Source organism: Streptosporangium sp. NPDC051023 (assembly GCF_040689595.1).
GTDB lineage: Bacteria > Actinomycetota > Actinomycetes > Streptosporangiales > Streptosporangiaceae > Streptosporangium.
This window is the reverse complement of the sequence record NZ_JBFBCE010000017.1, coordinates 85,555-105,769: the sequence shown is the minus strand read 5'-3', so window position 1 is coordinate 105,769 and position 20,215 is coordinate 85,555. Positions and strand designations below refer to the sequence as shown.

Annotated in this window: 18 protein-coding genes; 9 read left to right on the top strand and 9 right to left on the bottom strand. The window is 69.9% G+C overall.

Annotation, left to right across the window (positions count from 1 at the left end; all coding sequences use genetic code 11):
• Positions 1-25: 25 nt before the first annotated feature.
• The 4 genes from AB0395_RS14040 to AB0395_RS14025 form a co-directional block, all read right to left on the bottom strand.
• The gene (locus AB0395_RS14040) at positions 26-1,072 is read right to left on the bottom strand and encodes a hypothetical protein (RefSeq protein ID WP_366280547.1); all 1,047 of its coding nucleotides are present in this window, start codon (positions 1,070-1,072) and stop codon (positions 26-28) included.
• Positions 1,073-1,234: 162 nt separating this feature from the next.
• Positions 1,235-2,668 carry a glutamate--cysteine ligase gene (locus AB0395_RS14035; RefSeq protein ID WP_366280545.1) on the bottom strand — a complete coding sequence of 478 codons (1,434 nt, stop codon included), beginning with the start codon at positions 2,666-2,668 and terminating at the stop codon, positions 1,235-1,237.
• A 151-nt stretch (positions 2,669-2,819) separates the two neighbouring features.
• Positions 2,820-3,758, bottom strand: coding sequence for an MBL fold metallo-hydrolase (locus AB0395_RS14030; RefSeq protein WP_366280543.1), 939 nt, complete (start codon positions 3,756-3,758; stop codon positions 2,820-2,822).
• 237 nt (positions 3,759-3,995) lie between these two features.
• Positions 3,996-4,673, bottom strand: coding sequence for an MOSC domain-containing protein (locus tag AB0395_RS14025; RefSeq protein WP_366280542.1), 678 nt, complete (start codon positions 4,671-4,673; stop codon positions 3,996-3,998).
• A 136-nt stretch (positions 4,674-4,809) separates the two neighbouring features.
• Between AB0395_RS14025 and AB0395_RS14020 the strand changes: the two genes are divergently transcribed.
• The 8 genes from AB0395_RS14020 (at position 4,810) to AB0395_RS13985 (ending at position 14,613) form a co-directional block, all read left to right on the top strand.
• On the top strand, positions 4,810-5,787 hold the full coding sequence (locus tag AB0395_RS14020; protein WP_366280540.1) for an aldo/keto reductase: 978 nt from the start codon (positions 4,810-4,812) through the stop codon (positions 5,785-5,787).
• 260 nt (positions 5,788-6,047) lie between these two features.
• The gene (locus AB0395_RS14015; protein WP_366280538.1) at positions 6,048-6,632 is read left to right on the top strand and encodes a DUF4142 domain-containing protein; all 585 of its coding nucleotides are present in this window, start codon (positions 6,048-6,050) and stop codon (positions 6,630-6,632) included.
• A gap of 164 nt (positions 6,633-6,796) precedes the next feature.
• Entirely contained in the window at positions 6,797-7,240 is a 444-nt protein-coding gene (locus tag AB0395_RS14010; protein WP_366280537.1) for a pyridoxamine 5'-phosphate oxidase family protein, read from the top strand.
• A 97-nt stretch (positions 7,241-7,337) separates the two neighbouring features.
• Entirely contained in the window at positions 7,338-8,723 is a 1,386-nt protein-coding gene (locus tag AB0395_RS14005; RefSeq protein WP_366280535.1) for a phenylacetate--CoA ligase family protein, read from the top strand.
• A 533-nt stretch (positions 8,724-9,256) separates the two neighbouring features.
• On the top strand, positions 9,257-9,685 hold the full coding sequence (locus AB0395_RS14000; RefSeq protein WP_366280533.1) for a hypothetical protein: 429 nt from the start codon (positions 9,257-9,259) through the stop codon (positions 9,683-9,685).
• 65 nt (positions 9,686-9,750) lie between these two features.
• Entirely contained in the window at positions 9,751-11,433 is a 1,683-nt protein-coding gene (gene polX / locus AB0395_RS13995; protein WP_366280532.1) for a DNA polymerase/3'-5' exonuclease PolX, read from the top strand.
• An 82-nt stretch (positions 11,434-11,515) separates the two neighbouring features.
• Positions 11,516-12,715, top strand: coding sequence for a sulfite oxidase (locus AB0395_RS13990; protein WP_366280530.1), 1,200 nt, complete (start codon positions 11,516-11,518; stop codon positions 12,713-12,715).
• Positions 12,716-13,005: 290 nt separating this feature from the next.
• A complete protein-coding gene (locus AB0395_RS13985) occupies positions 13,006-14,613 on the top strand; it encodes a wax ester/triacylglycerol synthase family O-acyltransferase (protein ID WP_366280529.1) in 1,608 nt (535 codons plus the stop codon).
• Between the two features lie 37 nt (positions 14,614-14,650).
• Here the strand turns inward: AB0395_RS13985 and AB0395_RS13980 are convergent, their stop codons facing one another.
• On the bottom strand, positions 14,651-15,244 hold the full coding sequence (locus AB0395_RS13980) for a TetR/AcrR family transcriptional regulator (protein WP_366280527.1): 594 nt from the start codon (positions 15,242-15,244) through the stop codon (positions 14,651-14,653).
• Between the two features lie 229 nt (positions 15,245-15,473).
• Between AB0395_RS13980 and AB0395_RS13975 the strand changes: the two genes are divergently transcribed.
• Complete coding sequence (locus tag AB0395_RS13975) at positions 15,474-16,397, top strand: aldo/keto reductase (RefSeq protein WP_366280526.1); 924 nt, start codon at positions 15,474-15,476, stop codon at positions 16,395-16,397.
• Positions 16,398-16,678: 281 nt separating this feature from the next.
• On the opposite strand, the gene AB0395_RS13970 is transcribed toward AB0395_RS13975, so the two are convergent.
• The 4 genes from AB0395_RS13970 to AB0395_RS13955 form a co-directional block, all read right to left on the bottom strand.
• Positions 16,679-18,289 (bottom strand): cation acetate symporter, encoded by a 1,611-nt coding sequence (locus tag AB0395_RS13970; RefSeq protein ID WP_366280525.1) that lies wholly within the window; start codon positions 18,287-18,289, stop codon positions 16,679-16,681.
• On the bottom strand, positions 18,286-18,627 hold the full coding sequence (locus AB0395_RS13965; RefSeq protein WP_366280524.1) for a DUF485 domain-containing protein: 342 nt from the start codon (positions 18,625-18,627) through the stop codon (positions 18,286-18,288). Before AB0395_RS13965 ends, AB0395_RS13970 begins: the two co-directional genes overlap by 4 nt.
• Before the next feature lie 191 nt (positions 18,628-18,818).
• Complete coding sequence (locus tag AB0395_RS13960; protein ID WP_366280522.1) at positions 18,819-20,075, bottom strand: YcaO-like family protein; 1,257 nt, start codon at positions 20,073-20,075, stop codon at positions 18,819-18,821.
• Complete coding sequence (locus AB0395_RS13955) at positions 20,063-20,203, bottom strand: hypothetical protein (protein ID WP_366280520.1); 141 nt, start codon at positions 20,201-20,203, stop codon at positions 20,063-20,065. The genes AB0395_RS13960 and AB0395_RS13955 overlap by 13 nt, the downstream gene beginning before the upstream one ends.
• Positions 20,204-20,215: the final 12 nt, after the last annotated feature.

The following is a 20,215-nucleotide window of genomic DNA, read 5'->3' as shown; positions in this document are numbered from 1 at the left end:
GCCCGCGGGCGCGTGAGCCGCGAGGCTAAAGGGGGACGCCGTAGACCACGCGGCGTCCCGCGAACTCGGTGACGCTCCACACCGTGTTCCTGTCACGGACGCAGGTGAGGTCCTCCGACCCGATCGGGTAGGGGCGCCTGGCCACCGTCTCACCGACCACGAGCAGGGTGCCATTCCTGGTGGAGCCCGCGGCCTGGCTGAGGTACCAGGTGCCGTCGTGGGAGAGCGCTCCCTGGATCCTGGCCTCGGGCAGGCGGTAGGCGTCCACGGCTCGAGCGACACCCGCGGCGTCGGCCCGCAGGGAGCCGTCGGGGTTCAGCGGCCAGCGGACGACCCTGCCCACCTCCTGCGGGGTCTCCACGTACTCGCCGGAGATCAGCGTGTCGGGCTCCGTACTCCGGTCGACGGCCGCGAAAGAGAACCGGGCCGCGCCGCCGGTCGAGGTCCAGGCACCGGTCTGCGGCATCACGTAGCGGTAGCCGAAGGCGTCGTACACCCCGCCCCTCCTGCCGATCGTGGTCTTGCCCTCCCCGTTCACCTCGAAGATCTGCCGGGTGTCGAACACCCGCAGACCGTGCTCGGTGTCGGCGACGTACAGCAGGCCGCCGTACCAGGCGACACCGCCCGCGTGGATGTCGATCGGGGAGATGTCTCCGCCCGGTCCCGCGACCACCAGCAGGACGTGCCGGTAACGGAGCGTCGCCGTGTCGAGGAAGGACAGTCGCACGCCCCGCTCCGGCACGGACTCCGGCTTGAAGTACCAGCTCACCACGAAGACGTTCCCGGCGATGCCCGCGTCGGAGGCGCAGGTCAGCCCCTGGGGGTACCAGTCTGTGACGTCGTTGTCGTCGGCGTCGAAGCAGTACCAGTCAACCGGTTTCGGGCGCATCGTCCCGAACGCCCCCGCCCCGGTCGCCCCCTTCCTGGCCGCCACGCGGTTCGCCTTGGCCAGCACGGTTTCGAGGGGAACCCGTCTGAGCTGTTTTCCCAGTGCCCTGACCCCGGCCGCGAGGTCGCCGTCGTTGCGCCTCAGCTCGAACGGTTCCACCGCTGTGGCCGTCATCGCGCTCATGGGGGGACTCTCCTTCTCCGGTCACCGCCCCGACTGGCGGATCAAGATGTGGAGTTCATGAGTATGCCTGGAGTTAGGTCCCCTTTGTGATCGCGATGTGGTGGCGGGGCTCCGCCGCCCGCGGTCCGGTGGGCGCACCCGTGGTGCGCCGCACCCCGGCTGTCACAGCGGCCAGGTGTGCACGGGCTCGCCGGTCAGCGCCAGCTCGCGGTAGCGGGTGACCATGCGGGCCCGCGCCACCGGATCCTCGGCGAGATCGCCGAGCGCCTCCCGCTGCCAGACCGCCCCGGTACGGCGCAGCCTGACGCGCTCCCGGATGATGTCCAGCGCCCATCCCGCCTCTTCGGGGTGCACACCGACCCGTTCGAGCCCGGCCGCGGCGACGGGTAGCAGTTCGAGGGCGAGCCGCGCCGCCGGAACCTCCTCCCGCCTGCCCGGCCAGGCGAGCGGCGCGTCCAGGCCGTGGATCGCGGCCCGGTAGAAGTTGCGGTAGGCCGCGGCGAAGGGGAACTCCTCCACCGGTTCGACCGCCATGGCCGCGGTGAGCCCGAGCAGGAACGCGCTGTTGGCCGCCATGTCCAGCGGCGTCGGCCCGGCGGGCAGCGAGCGCATCTCCACCCGCAGGTGACCGCCGGCCGCCGGATCGTAGACCGGCCGGTTCCACTGCCACACCGTGCCCTGGTGCAGCCGCAGTTCGGCGAGCCGGGGGGCTTCCCCGGCCGGGGACTTCTCCTTCGAGGTCATCGGCAGCACCGGCTCGTAGTCGCGGACGCACGCCTCGAAGATCTCCTCAGGCCCGGTCACCCAGCCCGAGCCGAAGGCGACCCGCCTGTCCCTGCGGTCGCGCCGCTCCACGTCGCGGTCGTCGGCCGCCTCCTCGAACAGCGCGATCCTGGTTTCCTCCCACAGCCGCTTCCCCAGGAATCCCGGCGAGTTGCCGCTCACCGCGAGGACCGGCCCCGTAGCGAGCTGGGAGGCGTTGTAGACGCGCGCGAAGTCGGCGGGAGCCGTACGGAGGTGGACCTGCCACGAGGTGTTCGCGCTCTCCAGGATCACCCCCTCGACCTCCAGCTCCAGCTGCTCGACCCCTTCGATGCTCACCCGGAACGGCTCGGCGCGCAGCCGCCGCATGCCCCGGCTCAGCGCCCGGTAGCGGCTCTCGTCGCTCAGCGCCTCGTGGGTGAAGTCGAACTCACTGAGGGAGGGCAGGATCCCGATCGCCACGACCTGCCCGCCCTGGGTGGCCGCCGCCGCGTCCACCATGGCCATCGCCTCGCGCAGCTCGCGCACCAGCTCGGTGAAGGGCCGCCCGGCGATCGGCAGCGGGGTCAGGTTGACCTCCAGGTTGAACCTGCCGAGCTCGGGCACGAGCCGGTCGTCTCCGGCCGCCTCGCGCACCTCGTGGTTGCGAGGGAGCGGCCTGCCGTCCGGGGTGATGAGGAACAGCTCCAGCTCGGCCCCGATCGTCGCCGGTCCCGCGCCGAAGCCGGGCCTGGCGAGCAGCTCATGGAGTTGGACGAGCTGCTCCGCCAGCCGTTTCCCGAAGCGGACGAACTCCGCCTCGGAGAATCGGTCCTTGTCGAGTTGCTGGCCCATCGGCACCATCCGATCAGTCGGTCCTCCTGTCCCCTCCCCCTGTCCCAGACGGGCGGTTCTAATCAGCCCGCGACGTAAGTGACGGCCCGCCGGGGATCCCGGCCCTCACGATGATCGTTCCCCAAGGCGGGCGTCCCCGCCTCGGGAGCGGTCAGGCCAGACAGGTCAGGAGCTTGCCCCCGTTGAATTCGATCATTTCGAGGATCGCGGCGGTCAGGTCGATCGGCACTCCCAGGGGGAGTCCGTCCAGCTCGGCGTAGGCCCGGTGCAGGTTGCCGACGATGCGCTCCGGGTCAAGCAGCCCGCCGTACTCGCCGAGATCGGTCTCGCGGGCGGTCTCCAGCGCGGACAGCCCGGCCGCCCGGCCGCGTTCCGCGGTGGCCATCACGAACCTCAGATATCCTCGCACCCGGTCGATGACCTCGGGTCCGCAGACCCCGCCGTGGCCCGGGACGATCGTCTCGGCGCCCAGTTCCGCGAGCCGGTCGAGCACCTCGAGCGAGCCGCGAACCGACCCCATCATCACGAACGGCGTGCCGCCGTTGAACAGCAGGTCTCCGGCGAACAGCAGCGACCGCTCGGGGATCCACACGACGGAGTCGTTGGTCGTGTGCGCGGGGACGCCGAAGTGCCGGACCTCGCAGCGCAGCTCGTCGGAGTACACGGTCACGCCGTCGGTGTAGGTGAGGAACGGCGGGCACGCCTGGAGGTCACCCCACTCGACCTCGGTCCAGGCCATCGTGCGGTAGGCGGGGATCCCCTCGGCGAGGATCGCCTCACGGGTCCGCTCGTGGCCGACGATCGTCGCCTCGGGGAAGACGAAGTTGCCGAAGGTGTGGTCGCCGTGGTGATGGGTGTTGATCAGCGTCGTGATCGGCCTGTCGGTGACCGACCTGATCGCCTCGCGATAGGCCAGGGTGCGGCGCTCGGTCGAGCAGGAGTCGACGCTGACCACCCCGCGCCCGCCGACGAGGAAACCGGTGTTGTTGATCCACCAGCTCCCGTCAGGCTGAATGTAGGCGTAGACGCCGTCCGCGACCTCTTCGATCCGGGCGGGCGGTAGGGGATGATCGTGCAGCGATGAACTCATGGGGGAATTGTCGAGCCTGGACGGGCTCTCGGTCACCTGGACGCGCCACCTCCCGGGACCGCGCGAGCCAGGACCATGCGACCCGAGACCGCGCGAACCAGGAATGAGCACGCGGGCCGGAAACGTACGGGCCGGGGATGAGCGCACGGACCGGGAGGTACCGGCCGGGGATGAGCATGCGGGCCGGGAGGTACCGGCCGGGGATGAGCATGCGGGCCGGAAACCGCGGGCTCGGGGTCAGGACGCCTTGCCGGGCTGCCTCGCCAGACGCCTACGTATCCTCTCGGCGAATGCCGGGTTGAGCGCGTCACCCGCGGTGAGGGCCCGGGGCAACAGCTCCGCCTCGGTCGTCAGGGCGCGGAACAGAATCTCGACCGTCACATCGTGGCCGGGGCGAAACACGACCTCGATGCCGTCGCCCGCCTCGATCTCCCCGGGCTCGACGACCCTGAGGTAGGCGCCGGGCCGCGCGGCCTGGGTGAACCTCCTCACCCACCCCTTCTCGCCGAGCCAGCCCGCGAAGGTGCGGCACGGAATGCGCGCGGAGGTGACCTCGAGCACCAGGTCGGCTCCGACCCGCCAGCGCTCGCCGATCAGGGCGCCGCTGACATCGAGGCCGGAGGTGGTGAGGTTCTCCCCGAAGACACCGTTCGGCAACGCACGCCCAAGCTTTTCCTCCCAGGAGTCGAGGTCCTCACGCGTGAACGCGTAGACCGCCTGGTCATCACCGCCGTGGTCGCGCAGGTCGCCGATCGCGTCCCCGACGACGCCGCTGCCGACCGTGCCCGTCGGGCCACCCGGCGCGGCCACGGCCACCCGCCCCTCCGCGGGGCGCTTGTCGATTCCGGTGAAGGCCGCGTCGGTGTAGTCGGCGGAGCGAGGATGCCCAAGATTGACGGAAAGGAGCTGAGCCATGACAAACAGCCTATAAAAGGTCGACCGGCCGCCGCGGGCAGGCCGGAGAGCGGCCGAACCCGTTCGACCCGGCGGTCCCGTCCCGCTCCGCCCCTGGAAACAAGCGCTGGAAGTCCGTCCTAATAGGGTGCTTCATGTGGAGTACGTACGGCTGGGCAGTACCGGGATGAAGGTGTCGAGGATCTGCCTGGGCATGATGAGCTACGGCGACCCGACGCGGTGGGGCGAGTGGGTGCTCGACGAGGCGGGGGCGGAACCGATCGCGCGCCACGCCGCCGAGGCGGGGGTGACGTTCTTCGACACCGCCGACGGCTACTCGGGCGGCAGGAGCGAGGAGATCACCGGGCGCCTGCTGCGCGCGATCTTCCCGAGCCGGGATGACTACGTGCTGGCCACCAAGGTCTTCCTGCCCACGGGGGAGGGGGTCAACGACCGCGGCCTGTCACGCAAGCACATCACCTCCGCGATCGACGGCTCGCTGCGACGCCTGGGCGTCGACCACGTCGACCTCTACCAGATCCACCGATGGGACCCGGAGACCCCGATCGAGGAGACCATGCTGGCCCTGCACGACGCGGTCCGCGCGGGCAAGGCCCTCTACATCGGCGCCTCCAGCATGAACGCCTGGCAGTTCGCCAAGGCCCAGCACGTGGCCGAGGTCAACGGCTGGACCAGGTTCGTAACCATGCAAAATCATTACAATCTCCTCTACAGGGAGGATGAGCGGGAGATGATCCCGCTCTGCGCCGACCAGGGGGTCGGGCTGATCCCGTGGAGTCCGCTGGCCAGGGGCCTGCTCGCCCGCGCGGGTTCGGACGAGGCCAGCGTCCGCGCCGAGAGCGACAGCCAGCGCATAGAGGCCCTCTACAGCGACGTGGAGAACAACCGGCTGATCCTCGACCGCGTCGCGCAGGTGGCCAGGGAGCGGGAGGTGACCGCCGCCCAGGTCGCCCTGTCCTGGGTGCTGCGACAGCCGGGTGTGTCCGCCCCGATCGTCGGCGCGACCAAGGCCGGGCACGTGGACGACGCCGTCGCGGCCGCCGACCTGGCCTTGACGGACAAGGAACTCGCCTTCCTCGCCGAGCCGTACCGCCCCAGGGTCGTCATCCACTGACGGCGGACGGTCGTCGCGCCATCCGGCACGGCCCGGCGCCGCAGCGACCGCCGTACCGGAGCAAGGACGGGGCCTCCACGCTGCAGGCACTTGGTGACCTCCTGCGTGAGGCCGTGCCCGCGACGTACGGCGACGCCCCACGGCTCGCCTTTCCCAGGATTTACCGTGCACGTTCCGGTCCCTCGATCAAGATCCGCGTATAGCAGGGAGGTGATGTCTCCACCACGGACTACCGGCGGAAGGCCCGAATGATTCACAAGATGATCACCCTGTCAGTCGTCGCCGTCGCGGCGTTGAGCGGGACGGCCGCGGGCGCCGCCCCATCGGACGCCAACGAGCAGGACAGGAGGTTCCTGGTCCAGATGCACCAGGACAACCTCGCCGAGATCGCGACGGGCAGGACCGCCGCGAAGAAGGGGCACAGCCGGAGCGTGCGGGCCATGGGCAGGAGGCTGGCCGCCGACCGCACACGGCTGGACGCGGACCTCCGGCAGGTGGCGCAGCGACTCGCGGTGCCCCTTCCCGAACAGCCGAGCATGGAGCAGCGCATCCAGCGCTCGCGGATCTCGGCCAGGGAAGGAGAGGAATTCGACTGGGCGTGGTCGTCCGCGACGTCCGCCGACCACCGCACCACGCTCGCCAGGACAGCCAGGGAACTGGAGGAGGGCTCCTCTCCCCCGGTGCGGAAACTCGCGGCGGACGCCGAGCCGGTCGTGCGCAGGCAGCTGAACATGCTGCGGCGCCACGTCGGCGACGACGCCGACGGCGACGTGGCGGACGAGACCGGCGGCGGAGACGATGACGGCTCGCGCCGCACCGAGCACGGCGGGGTGTCCGGCTACTGAGCCCCGACGCGTGAGGTCGCCGCGGACGGCGGTTCAAAACCGGGAGAACAACGGGTTCTCCGACGACGTCACGCGTGGATCATCGGTAGCCGGGGGCCGCGGGGTCTCCTGCCGGAGACCCCGCGGTGCTGCGCGGCGGACGGCGGCTGGGTTAGGGTCGGGCGGTGACCGATCTCACGGACTTCACCCAGCTGATCGCCGGGGACCACGGCCTGTCCGTCGTCTCCACCCTGCGCCCCGACGGGACGATTCGCTCCTCCGTGGTCAACGCGGGCGTGCTGGACCACCCCGTCACCGCTCGGCCGGTGGTCGGCTTCGTCGTCAGGGGCGACGCGCGCAAGCTCTCCGATCTGCGGGCGAGGCCGTACGTCAGCGTCGTCCTGCGGGCGGGCTGGCGATGGGCCTCGGCGGAGGGGCCGGTCGAGCTCGCCGGTCCGGGCGACTCGTTGCCCGGCGTCGACGCGGAAGGCCTGCGGCTGTTGCTGCGCGGCGTCTTCAGCGCGGCGGGCGGGACCCACGACGACTGGGCGACCTACGACCGCGTCATGGCGGAGGAAAGACGCACGGTCGTCCTGCTGACGCCGGAACGGCTGGCCGGAAACCCCTGAGCGGAAGGTAAGGCCGTCGTCCGGAAACCCCCGCCCCGGCCGTGGTGCGGCACAGGAGAAGATCCCGTTCCGGGGCGCGAAGCCGTACAGTCGGCTGATGGATCCTCGTGACCGCGTGGTCGAGCTGTTTCATCGGGTGGCGGCGTCCGTGCCCGCCTATGGCGCGTTCCTCAGGAGCCAGGGCGTGGAACCCACCCAGGTCCGGACATTTGATGACTTCGTGCAACTACCGCTGACCAGCAAGGACACCTACACCCGCCGCTATCCCCTGCCCGACCTGTGCCGGGACGGCGTGATCGGGGACATGATCTCGGTCTCCTCCGGGTCGACCGGGACACCGTCGTTCTGGCCGCGCTCCGCGGCGGACGAACGGGTGATCTCGGAACGGTTCGAGGAGGTCTTCCGGGATGCCTTCAAGGCGGCTGAGCGCCGGACGCTGGCCGTCGTCTGCTTCGCGCTCGGCACCTGGGTCGGCGGCCTGTTCACTCTGGCCTGCTGCCGCCACCTCGCCGCCAAGGGATACCCGATCACCTGCGTCGCCCCCGGCAGCGACAGACGCGAGATCCTCCGCGTGATCCCCGAGCTGGCCCCGCACTTCGACCAGGTCGTGCTGCTCGGCTACCCGCCCTTCCTCAAGGACGTCATCGACGCGGGAACCGCGGAGGGCCTCCCCTGGGCCGACTACTCGATCAAGCTGGTCACCGCGGGAGAGGTGTTCAGCGAGCAGTGGCGCACCCTGGTCGCGGAGCGCGCGGGGATGACCGACCCCGCGCTCGACACCGCCTCCCTGTACGGCACCGCCGACGCCGGAGTGCTCGGAAACGAGACTCCGCTGTCCATCCGCATCCGCCGCTTCCTGGCCGGGCGGCCGGAGACCGCCAAGGAGCTGTTCGGTGAGTCACGGCTGCCGACCCTCGTCCAGTACGACCCGGACGTGCGGTTCTTCGAGGAACACGAGGGCACCCTGCTGTTCTCCGGCGACAACGGCGTCCCGCTCGTCCGCTACCACATCGCCGACGAGGGCGGCCTGATCCCCCACGACCGGATGCTCGCCTTCCTCGCCGAGCACGGCTTCCACCCCGCCGAGGAGGGCCCGGACCTGCCGTTCGCCTACGTCTTCGGCCGCAGCCACTTCACGGTCTCCTACTACGGTGCCAACGTCTACCCGGAGAACGTCTCGGTCGGCCTCGAGCAGCTCGAGGTCAGCGCCCTGGTGACGGGCAAGTTCGTGCTGGAGGTGACCGAGGACGACCTGCACGACCGGCGGCTGACGGTGACGGTCGAGCTCGCGGCGGGACTGCGCGGATCGGAGGAGACGGCGCGGATCGTGGGCGAGTCGATCCTGGCCCAGTTGCTCCGCCTCAACAGCGAGTTCGCCGCGTACGTGCCCCCGGCCCGGCAGCTCCCGATCGTCCGCCTCCGCGAGACCGGCGACCCGGAGTACTTCCCGCCCGGCGCCAAGCACCGTTACACCCGGGGTTGACCCGCCCCCGCCGACCGGCGCTCCCGGCGACCAGATGCCGGCCGGCCCCCTTCGCGATCGTTTTCGAGGGTCGGCCGACCCAAAAGAATCCCCCAAGGCCGGGCAAAAACCACACCGGACAGGCATCCGCCACGAAGAACGACTCCGCAGAATCGAGAACCGCGTACCTTCCGGAGAAGCGTCAAGCGGTCGGCAAACAAAATTGGGATCGTTAGCACATTAATATTTTGGCAAAATCATTGCCAAGAACTCCTTCGCCTCGCCAGAACGCGAGCCGATCGACCGGAAGCGTCCTCCGCACCAGGTCCGCGGCCTGATGAGCCGGATCCGGCCGCAGCAGGGGACTTTCACACCCGCGCTGCCGCCGCCCCGCCGACGACTACCCCGGCACCACCCCATTCAGGCGTCGGCACACACTCAAGAACACGCAAAAATACAGTTATGCTGCTATGTAGTCGAAAAGTCTGACGCGTCTACCGAGCCGAGGCAACTCCAGAACGGGATGAGCGCCTGCCACTTCGAGAGGTTGATCTATGAACAACGACGCCGTCTGGGTACGAGGCGTGACAGGCATCCAGATGCACCACACCACGGACCTCCAGGACGCCAGCCGCTTCCTGGGCAACGCGGTGATGGCACTGCAGGCCGCGCACGTGCGGACCGGCGACGACCGCTACTCCAGCCTCGCCGCTCAGCTCAAGACCGTGGTGGCCGAGGCCCGAGGACTGGAGACCCAGGCCCGGGCGAACATGCACGGGTTGCACTCGACGGACCCCGAGCAGTTCGTCCGCTGCCGCAACGGCGAGGAGCCGTGGCCCGACGAGATCCAGGCGGGGTTCATCCCGCGCCACACCTGCAAGGATCAGTGCCTCTACCACGACCACAACGTCCTCGAGGCCATCATGCAGTGCACCTGCGGGCAGCCCCCGTGCCGGGCGTGCGCCATCGGCGGCACCTTGTGAGGTGAGCCGGGCGGACCACGCCAGGCGCGGAGGAAGTGTCGGTGTGATCTCCTAGGCTTTGGTCCATGGCACGAGCTAACGACGCTGTGGCGGCCGCGCTTGAGGAATACGCCGAGCTGTTCGCGATGACGGGCGGCGACGCCTTCCGGGTGCGCAGCTACCAGAAGGCGGCCAAGGCGATCGCCGGGTTTCCCGAGGACATCGCGGCCACACCGGTCAGGAGCGTGCCCGGGGTCGGCGAGGCGATCGCCAAGAAGGTCGAGGAGTATCTCGGGAGGGGCAGCTTCCGGCAGCTCGACGACCTGCGTGGACAGGTTCCCGAGGGGGTGCGGAGACTGACCAGGATCGCCTCCCTCGGACCGAAGAAGGCGATCTTCCTCTTCCAGGAGCTCGGCATCGACTCCCCGGAAGCCCTGGCTGAGGCCATCGGCGGCGGGCGGCTGCGAGGAGTCAAGGGCTTCGGCAAGAAGACCGAGGAGAACCTGCTCAAGGGGATCGAGCAGCTGGAGCAGGCCGGTGCCAGGGTGCACGTCGGTGTGGCCATGGAGCTGGCCGAGCGGATCATCGCCTCCCTGCCCGCGGAGCGGATCGCCTACGCCGGGTCGCTGCGCCGGATGAGGGACACCGTCGGCGACGTCGACATCCTGGCGGTCGGCCAGGAAAGCCTGATGGACGACTTCAAGGCCAAGCCGTATGTCGCGGAGGTCATCGCCTCCGGTGAGAAGAAGACCTCGGTGCGCACGCACGAGGGGCTGCAGGTGGACCTGCGCGTGGTCCCCGCCGGGTCGTGGGGCGCGGCGATGCAGTACTTCACCGGTTCCAAGGAGCACAACGTCCATCTACGCGAGATCGTGGTGAAGAAGGGCTGGAAGCTCTCCGAGTACGGCCTGTTCGACGGTGACCGGGTGATCGCGGCCGAGCATGAGGAGGACATCTACCGAGCGCTCGGCATGCAGTGGATCCCCCCGACGCTGCGAGAGGACGGCGGGGAGATCGCCGCCGCGCTCAGGGGCGAGCTACCCGTCCTGGTCACCGAGGAGGATCTGCGGGGTGACCTGCACACCCACACCGACCTGACCGACGGCATCGCCTCACTGGAGGACATGGTCGCCGCGGCCGCCGCGCGCGGCTACTCCTACTACGCGGTGACCGACCACGCGCCCGACCTGGCGATGCAGCGGATGACTCTGGACAAGGCCCTGGAGCAGCGTGAGCGGCTACGGCGCCTCCAGGAGAGCTATCCGGGCATGCGGCTGCTGCACGGCACCGAGCTCAACATCGCCCCCGACGGCTCGGTCGACTGGCCTGCCGAGGTGCTGGCGGGCTTCGACGTGTGCGTGGCGAGTGTGCACTCCCATTTCACCCAGTCACGACAGGAGATGACCAGGAGGTTCGTCGCCGCGTGCGAGAACCCGCACGTCCACGTCATCGGCCATCCGACCACCCGCAAGATCGGCAGGCGGCCGCCGGTCGACGCCGACTGGGACGAGGTCTTCCGCGCCGCCGCCCGCACCGGCACCGCGATGGAGATCGACTCCTTCCCCGACCGCTCCGACCTCCCTTCCGACCTGGTACGGCTGGCGCGCCACCACGGTGTGCGGTTCTCCATCGACAGTGACGCCCACGCGGTGCCCCATCTGGCCAACCAGCGCTTCGGGGTCGGCATCGCGCAACGCGCCTGGCTGACCACCGACGACGTCATCAACACCTGGCCGGCCGAGCGGCTGCTAACCTTCCTGGGTCGCTGAGGGTCACGGAGCCGTCACCCTCCTTCGCAAATTACATGCTTTCCTAGTAGGGAATAGCTGTAAAGGAAGCAGGAGGTGCCGCATGCCGTACCAGGACCTGGACGGCGGGACCGCTCCCGCCGGGCGTCTCGCCAGGGAAAACCGCGACCGGCTCCGGCTGGCCACGATCGACGGAGAGACGGTGAACGAGGAGGTGACCGGCGTGACGATCATCAAGCCGCTGCCGCCCGAGTTGTTCATACACCACGGCACCAACGCCGAGATGCGCTGGGAGGCGATGCGCGACGTCGGCTACCACGTGCCCAACGAGCGCTTCTTCGTGCGCAGCCACACCTCGACCCCGATCATCGACGCGGCGACATGGCGCCTCGAACTGCACGGCTCTGGGTTGAGCGCCCCCAGGAGCTTCGGCTACGAGGAGTTGCTCGCGCTGCCCTCCGTGACCATCGACGCGGCGATCGAGTGCGCGGGCAACGGCCGGAGCTTCTTCGCCACCCAACAGGGTAGAAAGACCCCCGGCACCCCGTGGCGACTCGGCGGCATCGGGGTGGCCCGCTGGCGGGGAGTTCCGCTGGCCACGGTGCTCGAACGGGCGGGACTGACCCCGGACGCCGTCGACGTCATGCCCCGCGGACTCGATCCCCGCTACGTGGCCGACGGGGTCGACTACGGCCGGGTGCGCCGCCCAATCCCGGTGTCCAAAGCGCTCGAGGACGTGATCCTGGCCTACGGGATGAACGACCGGCCGCTGCCCCCCGACCACGGCTACCCGATGCGGCTGGTGGTCCCCTCGTGGATCGGCCTGGCCTCGATCAAATGGGTAGGGGACATCGAGGTCTCCGCCTCTCCGCTGACCTCCCCCTGGAACACCGAGTTCTACCGGATGTTCGGCGAGGCCTACCCGCTGGAAGGCGGCGCCCCGCTGAGCACCCGGGGCATCAGGAGCGCCTTCGAGCTCGCCTGGGAGGCCACGCTCTCCGCCGGACGGCCGCATGTTCTGCACGGGCGGTCGTGGTCGGGCAACGGCCGGATCACCGGAGTCGAAGTGAGCTTCGACGACGGAGCCACCTGGCGGCGTGCCCAGCTGCGCGGCTCGCATATCGCATCCGCCTGGGCCCGCTGGCACATCACCTGGAACCCCGCCCTGCCCGGACCGCACACCCTGCTCGCCCGGGCCACCGACGAAACGGGCGCGGTCCAGCCGCCGCGCACCCCGCACAACGAGTACGGCTATCTCTTCGACGGCGTCGTGCGCCACCCCGTGACGATCGTGAACCACTGAGGCCATGGCGGTACGACGAACCGGGTTCTTTCATGATCTGCAGCACTTCATGGCATTCGAATACATAACTCTTACCTCGCCGGATCGGCGTGGGACGCCCTCCCTGTACGACATGCGTATTGAGTGGTCACCGGGAGCGTGACGCCGGAGAACGAAGACCGGACCACGACGGGACCACCCGGCGCCGTCTGGAAGACTCCGGGGGTCATCCAGCCGAAACGGAGTGGAAACAGGGCAGAGTGATGATGACCGTAACCAGCTTTTCAGCTTTCCGTTAGAAGGTTCGACCGATGCGCCAGCTGACCGCCCTCGACGCGCAGTTCCTCAACGCCGAGTCGGCGACCACCACGACCCACGTCGCCGGGGTGGCGATCCTCGACCCCGCGCGCAGTCCCGGGGGAGTCGTGACACGCGAGGCGTTGATCAGCCTGCTCAACGAACGGTTGCACCTTGCCCCCGCGCTGAGCCTGCGTCTGGTCGGCGTGCCGTTCGGCCTCGACCATCCGTACTGGGAGAAGGTCACCGGCCTCGACGTCGCCGACCACGTCCACGAGGTGACCCTGCCGCTGCCCGGAGACGAGGCGCAGCTCGCCCAGCAGGTCGCCCGCCTCCACGAACGGCACCTGGATCGAAGCCGCCCGCTGTGGGAGATGCATCTCATCCAGGGACTGACCGGCGGCCGGGTCGCGCTATACGCCAAGGTCCACCACTGCGTCGTCGACGGGGTCACCGGCGCGGAGACCATGGCCGCCCTGCTGGACCTCACCCCTGAGCCTCGCGCCGCCGAGCCGCCCGCGCCCGCCCTCCCGGCCGTGACACCGGCCGTGACACTGCCGGCGCCCTCGTCCCCCGCGTCCACAAGCCCGTCAGCGCCGGCCGGGGGCGCGTCCGCGAGCCCGGCCGGGGGCGGGGCCCCGGGGCCGCTCGCCATGCTCGCCGTCGCGGCGGCACGGTCCGTGACACACCCGGCCAGGGCGCTGCGCGCGCTGGGCCGGATGGTGGCCCACCTCGACGCGATCCCGGTGGCCTCGGCGCTGCCGGGCGCGCGACTGGTGGCCGAGACCGCCAGGACGATCGCGGGCGGGCCCGTCGAGTTGCCGGAGCTGCCCCCGCTGTCCGCCCCCCGTACACCGTTCAACGGCCCGATCAGCGCCGGACGGCGCTTCTCCTACGGCTCGATCCCGCTCGCGGACGTCAGACACGTCGCCAGGACCTTCGGAATCAGCCTCAACGACGTGGTGATGACGTTGTGCGCCTCGGCGCTGCGCGCCTGGCTACGTGAGCGCGACGCGCTGCCGGGCCGGCCGCTGGTCGCCGCCGTCCCGGTCGCGGTCCGCGCGGCGAGCACAGGAAACACGGGGAACACGGGGAGCACAGCGGAAACGGAGAGGAACGCGATCGGCAACCGGCTCTCCGTCATGGTCACCCCCATGCCGACGAACGTCGCCGCCCCCCTGGATCGCCTGCGGGTCATGGGGCGGACGATGCGCGCGGCCAAACGCCGCTTCGCCGGTTCACCGGCCACCTGGCTCGGCGAGCTGTCCTCGCTGCTGCCCGCGCCCCTGACCTCCCTCGCGACCCCCGCGCTCTTCCGGCTGGCCTCGATCACGATGCCACCGATCAACCTGATCGTGTCGAACGTGCCGGGGCCGCAGCTGCCGCTATACCTGTGCGGGGCCCGGCTGCTCGCCTACCATCCGGTTTCGGCGCTGAGCGATGTGAGCGGCGGGCTCAACATCACCTGCTTCTCCTACGATGGCTCGCTGGACTTCGGTGTCCTGGCCTGTCCCGGCCGGGTTGATGACGTGTGGCGGCTGATGGGCCACCTGCAGGAGGCGATGGACGAGCTGACCGAGCTGGCGGGCCCGCGCCCCGCCAGGCAGATGGTCAACGCCTGAGCGGATGGTCAACGCCTGGGCAGAAAAGGCCCCGCTCTCACCCCAGGGCGTGGGCGATCAGTTCCGCGACCGCGTCGGGGTCGATGTGGTGGCCGGTGAGCAGGCAGAGGTTCTCCTGGTGGAGCAGCACGGCGGCGAAGGTGACCGCCGCGACCTCGAGCCTGGCCGCGTCACCACGCGGCGTGGGCAGCGCCAGTTCCAGCGCGAACCGGGCGCGCCGGATGATCTCCCCGTTCAGCCTGCCGAGCCGGTCGCGGACCGAGCGGTGGGTGTCGGCCTCGCGGAACAGGATGCGGCGCATCGCCGGGGAGGCTCTGAGCGGCAGGCGCCGGGCCAGCCGGGACAGGTTCCCCGCCGCGTCACCGGGAACGGCCTCGACCTCAGGGGACTCCTCGACGAGGGTGCGCTCGTCGACCAGCGCGACCAGCACGTCGATCTTCTTGGGGAAGTAGTGGAAGACGAGCCCTTTCGGCACGCGGGCCAGGCGGGCGATCTCCGCCGTCGGGGTCGCCTCGTAGCCGCCTCCGGCGAACAGTTTCTCCGCGGCGTCGAGGATGCGCGTGCGCGCGTCCGGGTCGGAGACGGCACGCGTGCGCCTGGACGTACCGGAGCGCTGTCTGAGGCTGCCCACAGCCAGACGATAGCCTCGGGCCACCGTGGATTTCCATGTCGCTGAGGAGAGTTTCGGTGCCGCGCCGGAGAGGTCGCCGTGTATCCGCGTCAGCGTAGGGCGGATACGACGGTGAACCGGGTCCGGCGAAACGCCGGGCGGCTCTCGCCGTCACCCGCGTGGCCGTACTCAGGCGATCATCGAGGAGCCTGATGAACCTCACGATCATCCGGCAAATAGGCTGGTCAACATGACCTTTTCTGAGCTGAACCTTTTTCCCCTCTGCCTGGGCGGCAACGTATTCGGCTGGACCGCGGACCGTGACGCCTCCTTCGCCGTCCTGGACGCCTACGCCGAGGCGGGCGGCAACTTCGTCGACACCGCCGACGTGTACTCCGAATGGATTCCCGGGCACTCCGGCGGAGAGTCGGAGACGATCCTCGGCGAGTGGCTGGCCTCACGCGGTAACCGCGACCAGATCGTGGTGGCGACCAAGGTCGGCTCGTTGAGCAGCCGCCCCGGGATGTCCGCGGCGAACATCCGCCTGGCCGTCGAGGACTCACTGCGGCGGCTGCAGACCGACCACATCGACCTGTACTGGGCGCATATCGACGACAGGGAGACTCCGCTTGAGGAGACCCTCGGCGCGTTCGACGCCCTGGTCCGCGAGGGCAAGGTGCGCAACATCGGCGCCTCGAACTACGAGGCCGACCGGCTCGCGGAGGCACTGGCGATCTCGGACCGGGAGGGCCTGGCCCGCTACGGAGTGCTGCAGCAGCACTACAACCTGCTGGAGCGCGACTACGAGGGGGCGCTGCGCGACGTGGTCGCCGCCGAGGGGCTGACCAGCACGCCGTACTTCGGCCTCGCCCGCGGGTTCCTGACCGGCAAGTACCGTCCCGGGGTCGAGGTGGACAGCCCCCGCGCGGGCTCGGCCTCGGTGTACCTGACGACCGAACGGGGTCCCAGGGTGCTTGAGGCTCTGGACAGGGTGTCCTCCGAACACGGCGTCGCGCAGGCCACGGTCGCCCTCGCCTGGCTGGCCGCCCAGCCGACGGTGGCGACCCCGATCGCCAGTGCGCGCGACGTCGAGCAGCTCAGGCCGCTGCTCGCAGTCGCCGAGCTGAAGCTGAGCGAGGACGACCTGGCCCTGCTGGACGAGGCCTCCCGCTAGGTCGTGTTCGTGGCGGCGTCGCGGGCGTGGGCGCCTTCAGGGTGGGCTCCCTCGTCGCTCATCCGCTTCTCGGTCCGGCCCACCGGCATGCCCATGACGGAAGTGGTCCCGTGACTGTACGGCGAGGGCCCGGCCGCGTCAGGCGGCCGGGTCCTTGAGCCGGCGCGTCGAACCTGGCCCTCGCTCAGGCTCGCCGGACCGGCTCACCGCCCTGCCTCGGTTCCGCCCCGTCCCGGCCGGGCGCCCGCCTGTGGGCCGCCTCTGCCGGTCGGCCCGGGTTCTCAGTGCTGGACGGCCTTCTCCGCGCCGATGCCGGTGAGCGAGCGGACCTCGATCTCGGCGTACTTGGCCGGGTTGTACTCCTTGCTGAGCCGCGCTCCCACATAGCCCGCCAGGAAGCCCAGGGGGATCGAGACGATGCCGGGGTTGCTCAGCGGGAACCAGGCGAAGTGGGCGCCGGGGAACAGCGAGGTCGCGCTGCCGGAGACGACCGGAGAGAAGATCACCAGGATCAGCGCGGAGAGCAGACCTCCGTAGATGGCCGAGACCGCCCCTGCGGTGTTGAAGCGCTTCCAGAACAGGCTGTAGAGGATGGCGGGCAGATTGGCCGAGGCGGCCACCGCGAAGGCCAGCGCGACCAGGAAGGCCACGTTCTGTCCCTGGGCGAGGATGCCGAGCCCGATGGCGACGGCGCCGATGACGAAGGCGGAGATCCGGGCGACCAGGATCTCCTCCCCCTCGGTGACGTTGCCACGCTTGAACACGTGGGCGTACAGGTCGTGGGCGAAGCTCGACGAGGAGGCCAGCGTCAGGCCCGCGACGACCGCCAGGATGGTGGCGAAGGCGACGGCGGCGATGACCGCCAGCAGGATCGTGCCGCCCACGTCGCCGAAGATGATCCTGCCGATCGCCTCGGCGAGCATCGGCGCCGCGGTGTTGCCCGCCTTGTCCTGTGCCGCGATCGCCTTGCCGCCGACCAGTGCCGCCGCGCCGAAGCCGAGCACGAGGGTGAGCAGGTAGAAGACTCCGATGATGCCGATGCCCCACAGGACCGACTTGCGGGCCTCCTTCGCGGTGGGGACGGTGTAGAAGCGGATCAGGATGTGCGGCAGGCCCGCGGTGCCGAGCACCAGCGCCAGCCCCAGGCTGACCAGGTCGATCTTGCCCGCGATGCCCTGCGCGGCGGTGCCGTACTTCAGGCCGGGGATGAGGAACTGCTCGCCCTTGCCGCTCTTCGTCGCGGCCTCGCCGAGAAGTGAGGAGATGTTGAAGCCGTACCTGCCGAGCACCAGCAGGGTGACCAGCGCGGCGCCGCTCATCAGCAGCACGGCCTTGACGATCTGCACCCAGGTGGTGCCCTTCATGCCGCCGACGACCACATAGATGATCATCAGCAGGCCGACGCCGACGATCGTCAGCGCCTTGCCTGTGGGCGAGGTGACGCCCAGCAGCAGGCCGACCAGCGCGCCTGCGCCGACCATCTGGGCCAGCAGGTAGAAGATCGACACGGTGATGGTCGAGACGCCCGCGGCGGTGCGGACCGGGCGCGGGCTCATCCGGAAGGCCAGCACGTCGGCCATGGTGAACTTGCCCGAGTTGCGCATCAGCTCGGCGACCAGCAGCAGCGCGACCAGCCAGGCGACCAGGAATCCGATCGAGTACAGGAAGCCGTCGTATCCCGACAGGGCGATGATCCCCGCGATGCCGAGGAAACTCGCGGCCGACATGTAGTCGCCACCGATCGCCAGGCCGTTCTGCAGACCGCTGAAGGAGCGTCCACCGGCGTAGAAGTCGGTCGCGTCCTTGGTGTTGCGGCTCGCCCAGAAGGTGATGCCGAGCGTCGCCGCGACGAAGATCAGGAAGAGGGCGGTGGACAGTGTCTGGTGGCTCACGCGTTCTCCCTCTCGGCCTCGGCCTCGGCCTCGTGACGGATCTCGTCGGCCAGCGGGTCGAGTCTGCGCCCGGCGTAACGGGAGTAGGCCCAGGCGATCCAGAAGGTGGAGACGAACTGGAGCAGTCCGAGGACCAACGCCACGTTGACGTTGCCGATCAGCTTGATGCCCATGAAGTCGCGTGCCCAGCCGGACAGCACCACGTAGAGCAGGTACCACGCCAGGAACGCGGCGGTCATCGGGAACGCCCACGACCGGAAGCGCCGCCTCAGCTCCTGGAAGCCGTCGTCACCTTCTATCCGTTCGTAAACCGATGAGTCATGGCGCTTGGTGGTCATCGGACCTCCCACAAATGTGATCTGGATCACGGATAACGTAGGAGGGGACGGTACCCCGCGAGGAGACCCGGAGGAGGACTCTTCGCCCAGGTGGCGTCGCGTCGCGGCCAACTGGGGATGACTTGCGGTGAAAGGTCCCTCCGGTGCGCCGAACGGTCGCCGCCCCGTGGCTCAGCGGCCGGGTGCCCGCGTCACCGGCGGCCCGACAGACGCCGTACGGCCCGGCCCGTGGGAAACACCGGGACCGCGCTGTGCACCATGGCGAACATCTCGAGGCCGGGAACGATCACGGTGAGCACCGGGCACCTGTCGTGCTCGGGATTCCAGCGGAAGGAGTAGGCACCGAACCCCGCGCGCTCCAGCGTGTCCAGGATCGCAGTGATCTGCTCGTCGACGCCCTCCGGCCCGGCGGCGGGCAGTCGCGCGTCGAACGCGAGGCGGCCGATCAGCGGGGCTGGGTCGAGGCGCGCGCAGCGTTCGAGCAGCGGCCATCGCCGCAGGCTCTCCAGTCTGCGGTCCAGGGTCAGGTCAACGCCGAGCGACATGTTGAACGACGACTGAATCACCTCGGTGAGGGCCCGCTCGACCGCGTACTCGGGGTCGAGGGAGGCTCCGGAGCCGACGATCCCCGGATAGGGACCGGCACGCGAGGGAAGCGCGCAGTAGGTGGGTATGCCCAGGTCCGAGGTGATGTCAAGAATGATCGGGAGCGCTCCCAGTTGGGCCGCGGCCTCCTCGTGCAGACGGCGCAGGTCCGGCGGGAGAAGCTCGGGGTCGAGCGCGGACAGGCGCGACTCCCCGTCGAGGTACCACTCCAGGAGGGCGTGCGACAGCGCATCCCGCTCGACGACCTCCAGCAGGCCGTGCAGAAGGGCGTCCTGCTCGCTGACCCCGGCGGCGGTGCCGTTGTCGTAGGCGTAGCGGAGGTACGGCTCGTAGCGCAGGTCGTCGCCGGGGATGGGATGGTTGCGGCACGAGGGCGACCTGGAGAAGGCCGGGTACCACAGTGCGGACCGCCCCGGACTCAGCGGCTCGGCGCACAGGCAGGCGAGGTCGGCGTCCGGGTAGTCGCGGGCGAGACGCTGGATCATCTCCTCACCGCGCAGCTCGGGCTGGGACACGACCGTCGTCACCGGCATCGTCCGCACCCGGTGATGGTCCCGGGCGAGCGCCGCCTGCCCCTCCTCATGCTGGAGGTGCTGCCAGGCCTCGAACAGCGCGCTGACCCTGCTCTGGGCGCCCGCCCCCTTGCCGAGGGAGGCGGTGACCGCGCGCCCCTCGGGGTCGCGGACGGTGCATCGGTGCACGGGGAACTCTGCCGGGCCCGCCGAGACCAGCTCGGTCGACAGGCCGCGGTCGGCGAGGACGGATTCGATGACGGCGAGCGCGCCGGCGAGGCCGGTGCCGCGCTCCCGCTGGGCGCGGGCCATCGTGATCAGAGGGTGCAAGGAGCGAAGCGGAGCGTGAAGAACTCGTCGAGGAGCACCCTCTCGGCCAAGGTCACCGAGAAGTTGTCCTCCAGCTGGAAACCGTCCGGCTTGAGAAGCGACTGGCCGTTGGAGTTGCTGTTGCCCATCGCGCGCTCCTT

Excerpts from the sequence above, each read along its gene's own strand:
- AB0395_RS14040 (WP_366280547.1), bottom strand. The coding sequence starts at position 1,072 with ATGAGCGCGATGACGGCCACAGCGGTGGAACCGTTCGAGCTGAGGCGC.
- AB0395_RS14035 (WP_366280545.1), bottom strand. The coding sequence starts at position 2,668 with ATGGGCCAGCAACTCGACAAGGACCGATTCTCCGAGGCGGAGTTCGTC.
- AB0395_RS14030 (WP_366280543.1), bottom strand. The coding sequence starts at position 3,758 with ATGAGTTCATCGCTGCACGATCATCCCCTACCGCCCGCCCGGATCGAA.
- AB0395_RS14025 (WP_366280542.1), bottom strand. The coding sequence starts at position 4,673 with ATGGCTCAGCTCCTTTCCGTCAATCTTGGGCATCCTCGCTCCGCCGAC.
- AB0395_RS14015 (WP_366280538.1), top strand. The coding sequence starts at position 6,048 with ATGATCACCCTGTCAGTCGTCGCCGTCGCGGCGTTGAGCGGGACGGCC.
- AB0395_RS14005 (WP_366280535.1), top strand. The coding sequence starts at position 7,338 with ATGGATCCTCGTGACCGCGTGGTCGAGCTGTTTCATCGGGTGGCGGCG.
- AB0395_RS14000 (WP_366280533.1), top strand. The coding sequence starts at position 9,257 with ATGAACAACGACGCCGTCTGGGTACGAGGCGTGACAGGCATCCAGATG.
- polX (WP_366280532.1), top strand. The coding sequence starts at position 9,751 with ATGGCACGAGCTAACGACGCTGTGGCGGCCGCGCTTGAGGAATACGCC.
- AB0395_RS13990 (WP_366280530.1), top strand. The coding sequence starts at position 11,516 with ATGCCGTACCAGGACCTGGACGGCGGGACCGCTCCCGCCGGGCGTCTC.
- AB0395_RS13985 (WP_366280529.1), top strand. The coding sequence starts at position 13,006 with ATGCGCCAGCTGACCGCCCTCGACGCGCAGTTCCTCAACGCCGAGTCG.
- AB0395_RS13975 (WP_366280526.1), top strand. The coding sequence starts at position 15,474 with ATGACCTTTTCTGAGCTGAACCTTTTTCCCCTCTGCCTGGGCGGCAAC.
- AB0395_RS13965 (WP_366280524.1), bottom strand. The coding sequence starts at position 18,627 with ATGACCACCAAGCGCCATGACTCATCGGTTTACGAACGGATAGAAGGT.
- AB0395_RS13955 (WP_366280520.1), bottom strand. The coding sequence starts at position 20,203 with ATGGGCAACAGCAACTCCAACGGCCAGTCGCTTCTCAAGCCGGACGGT.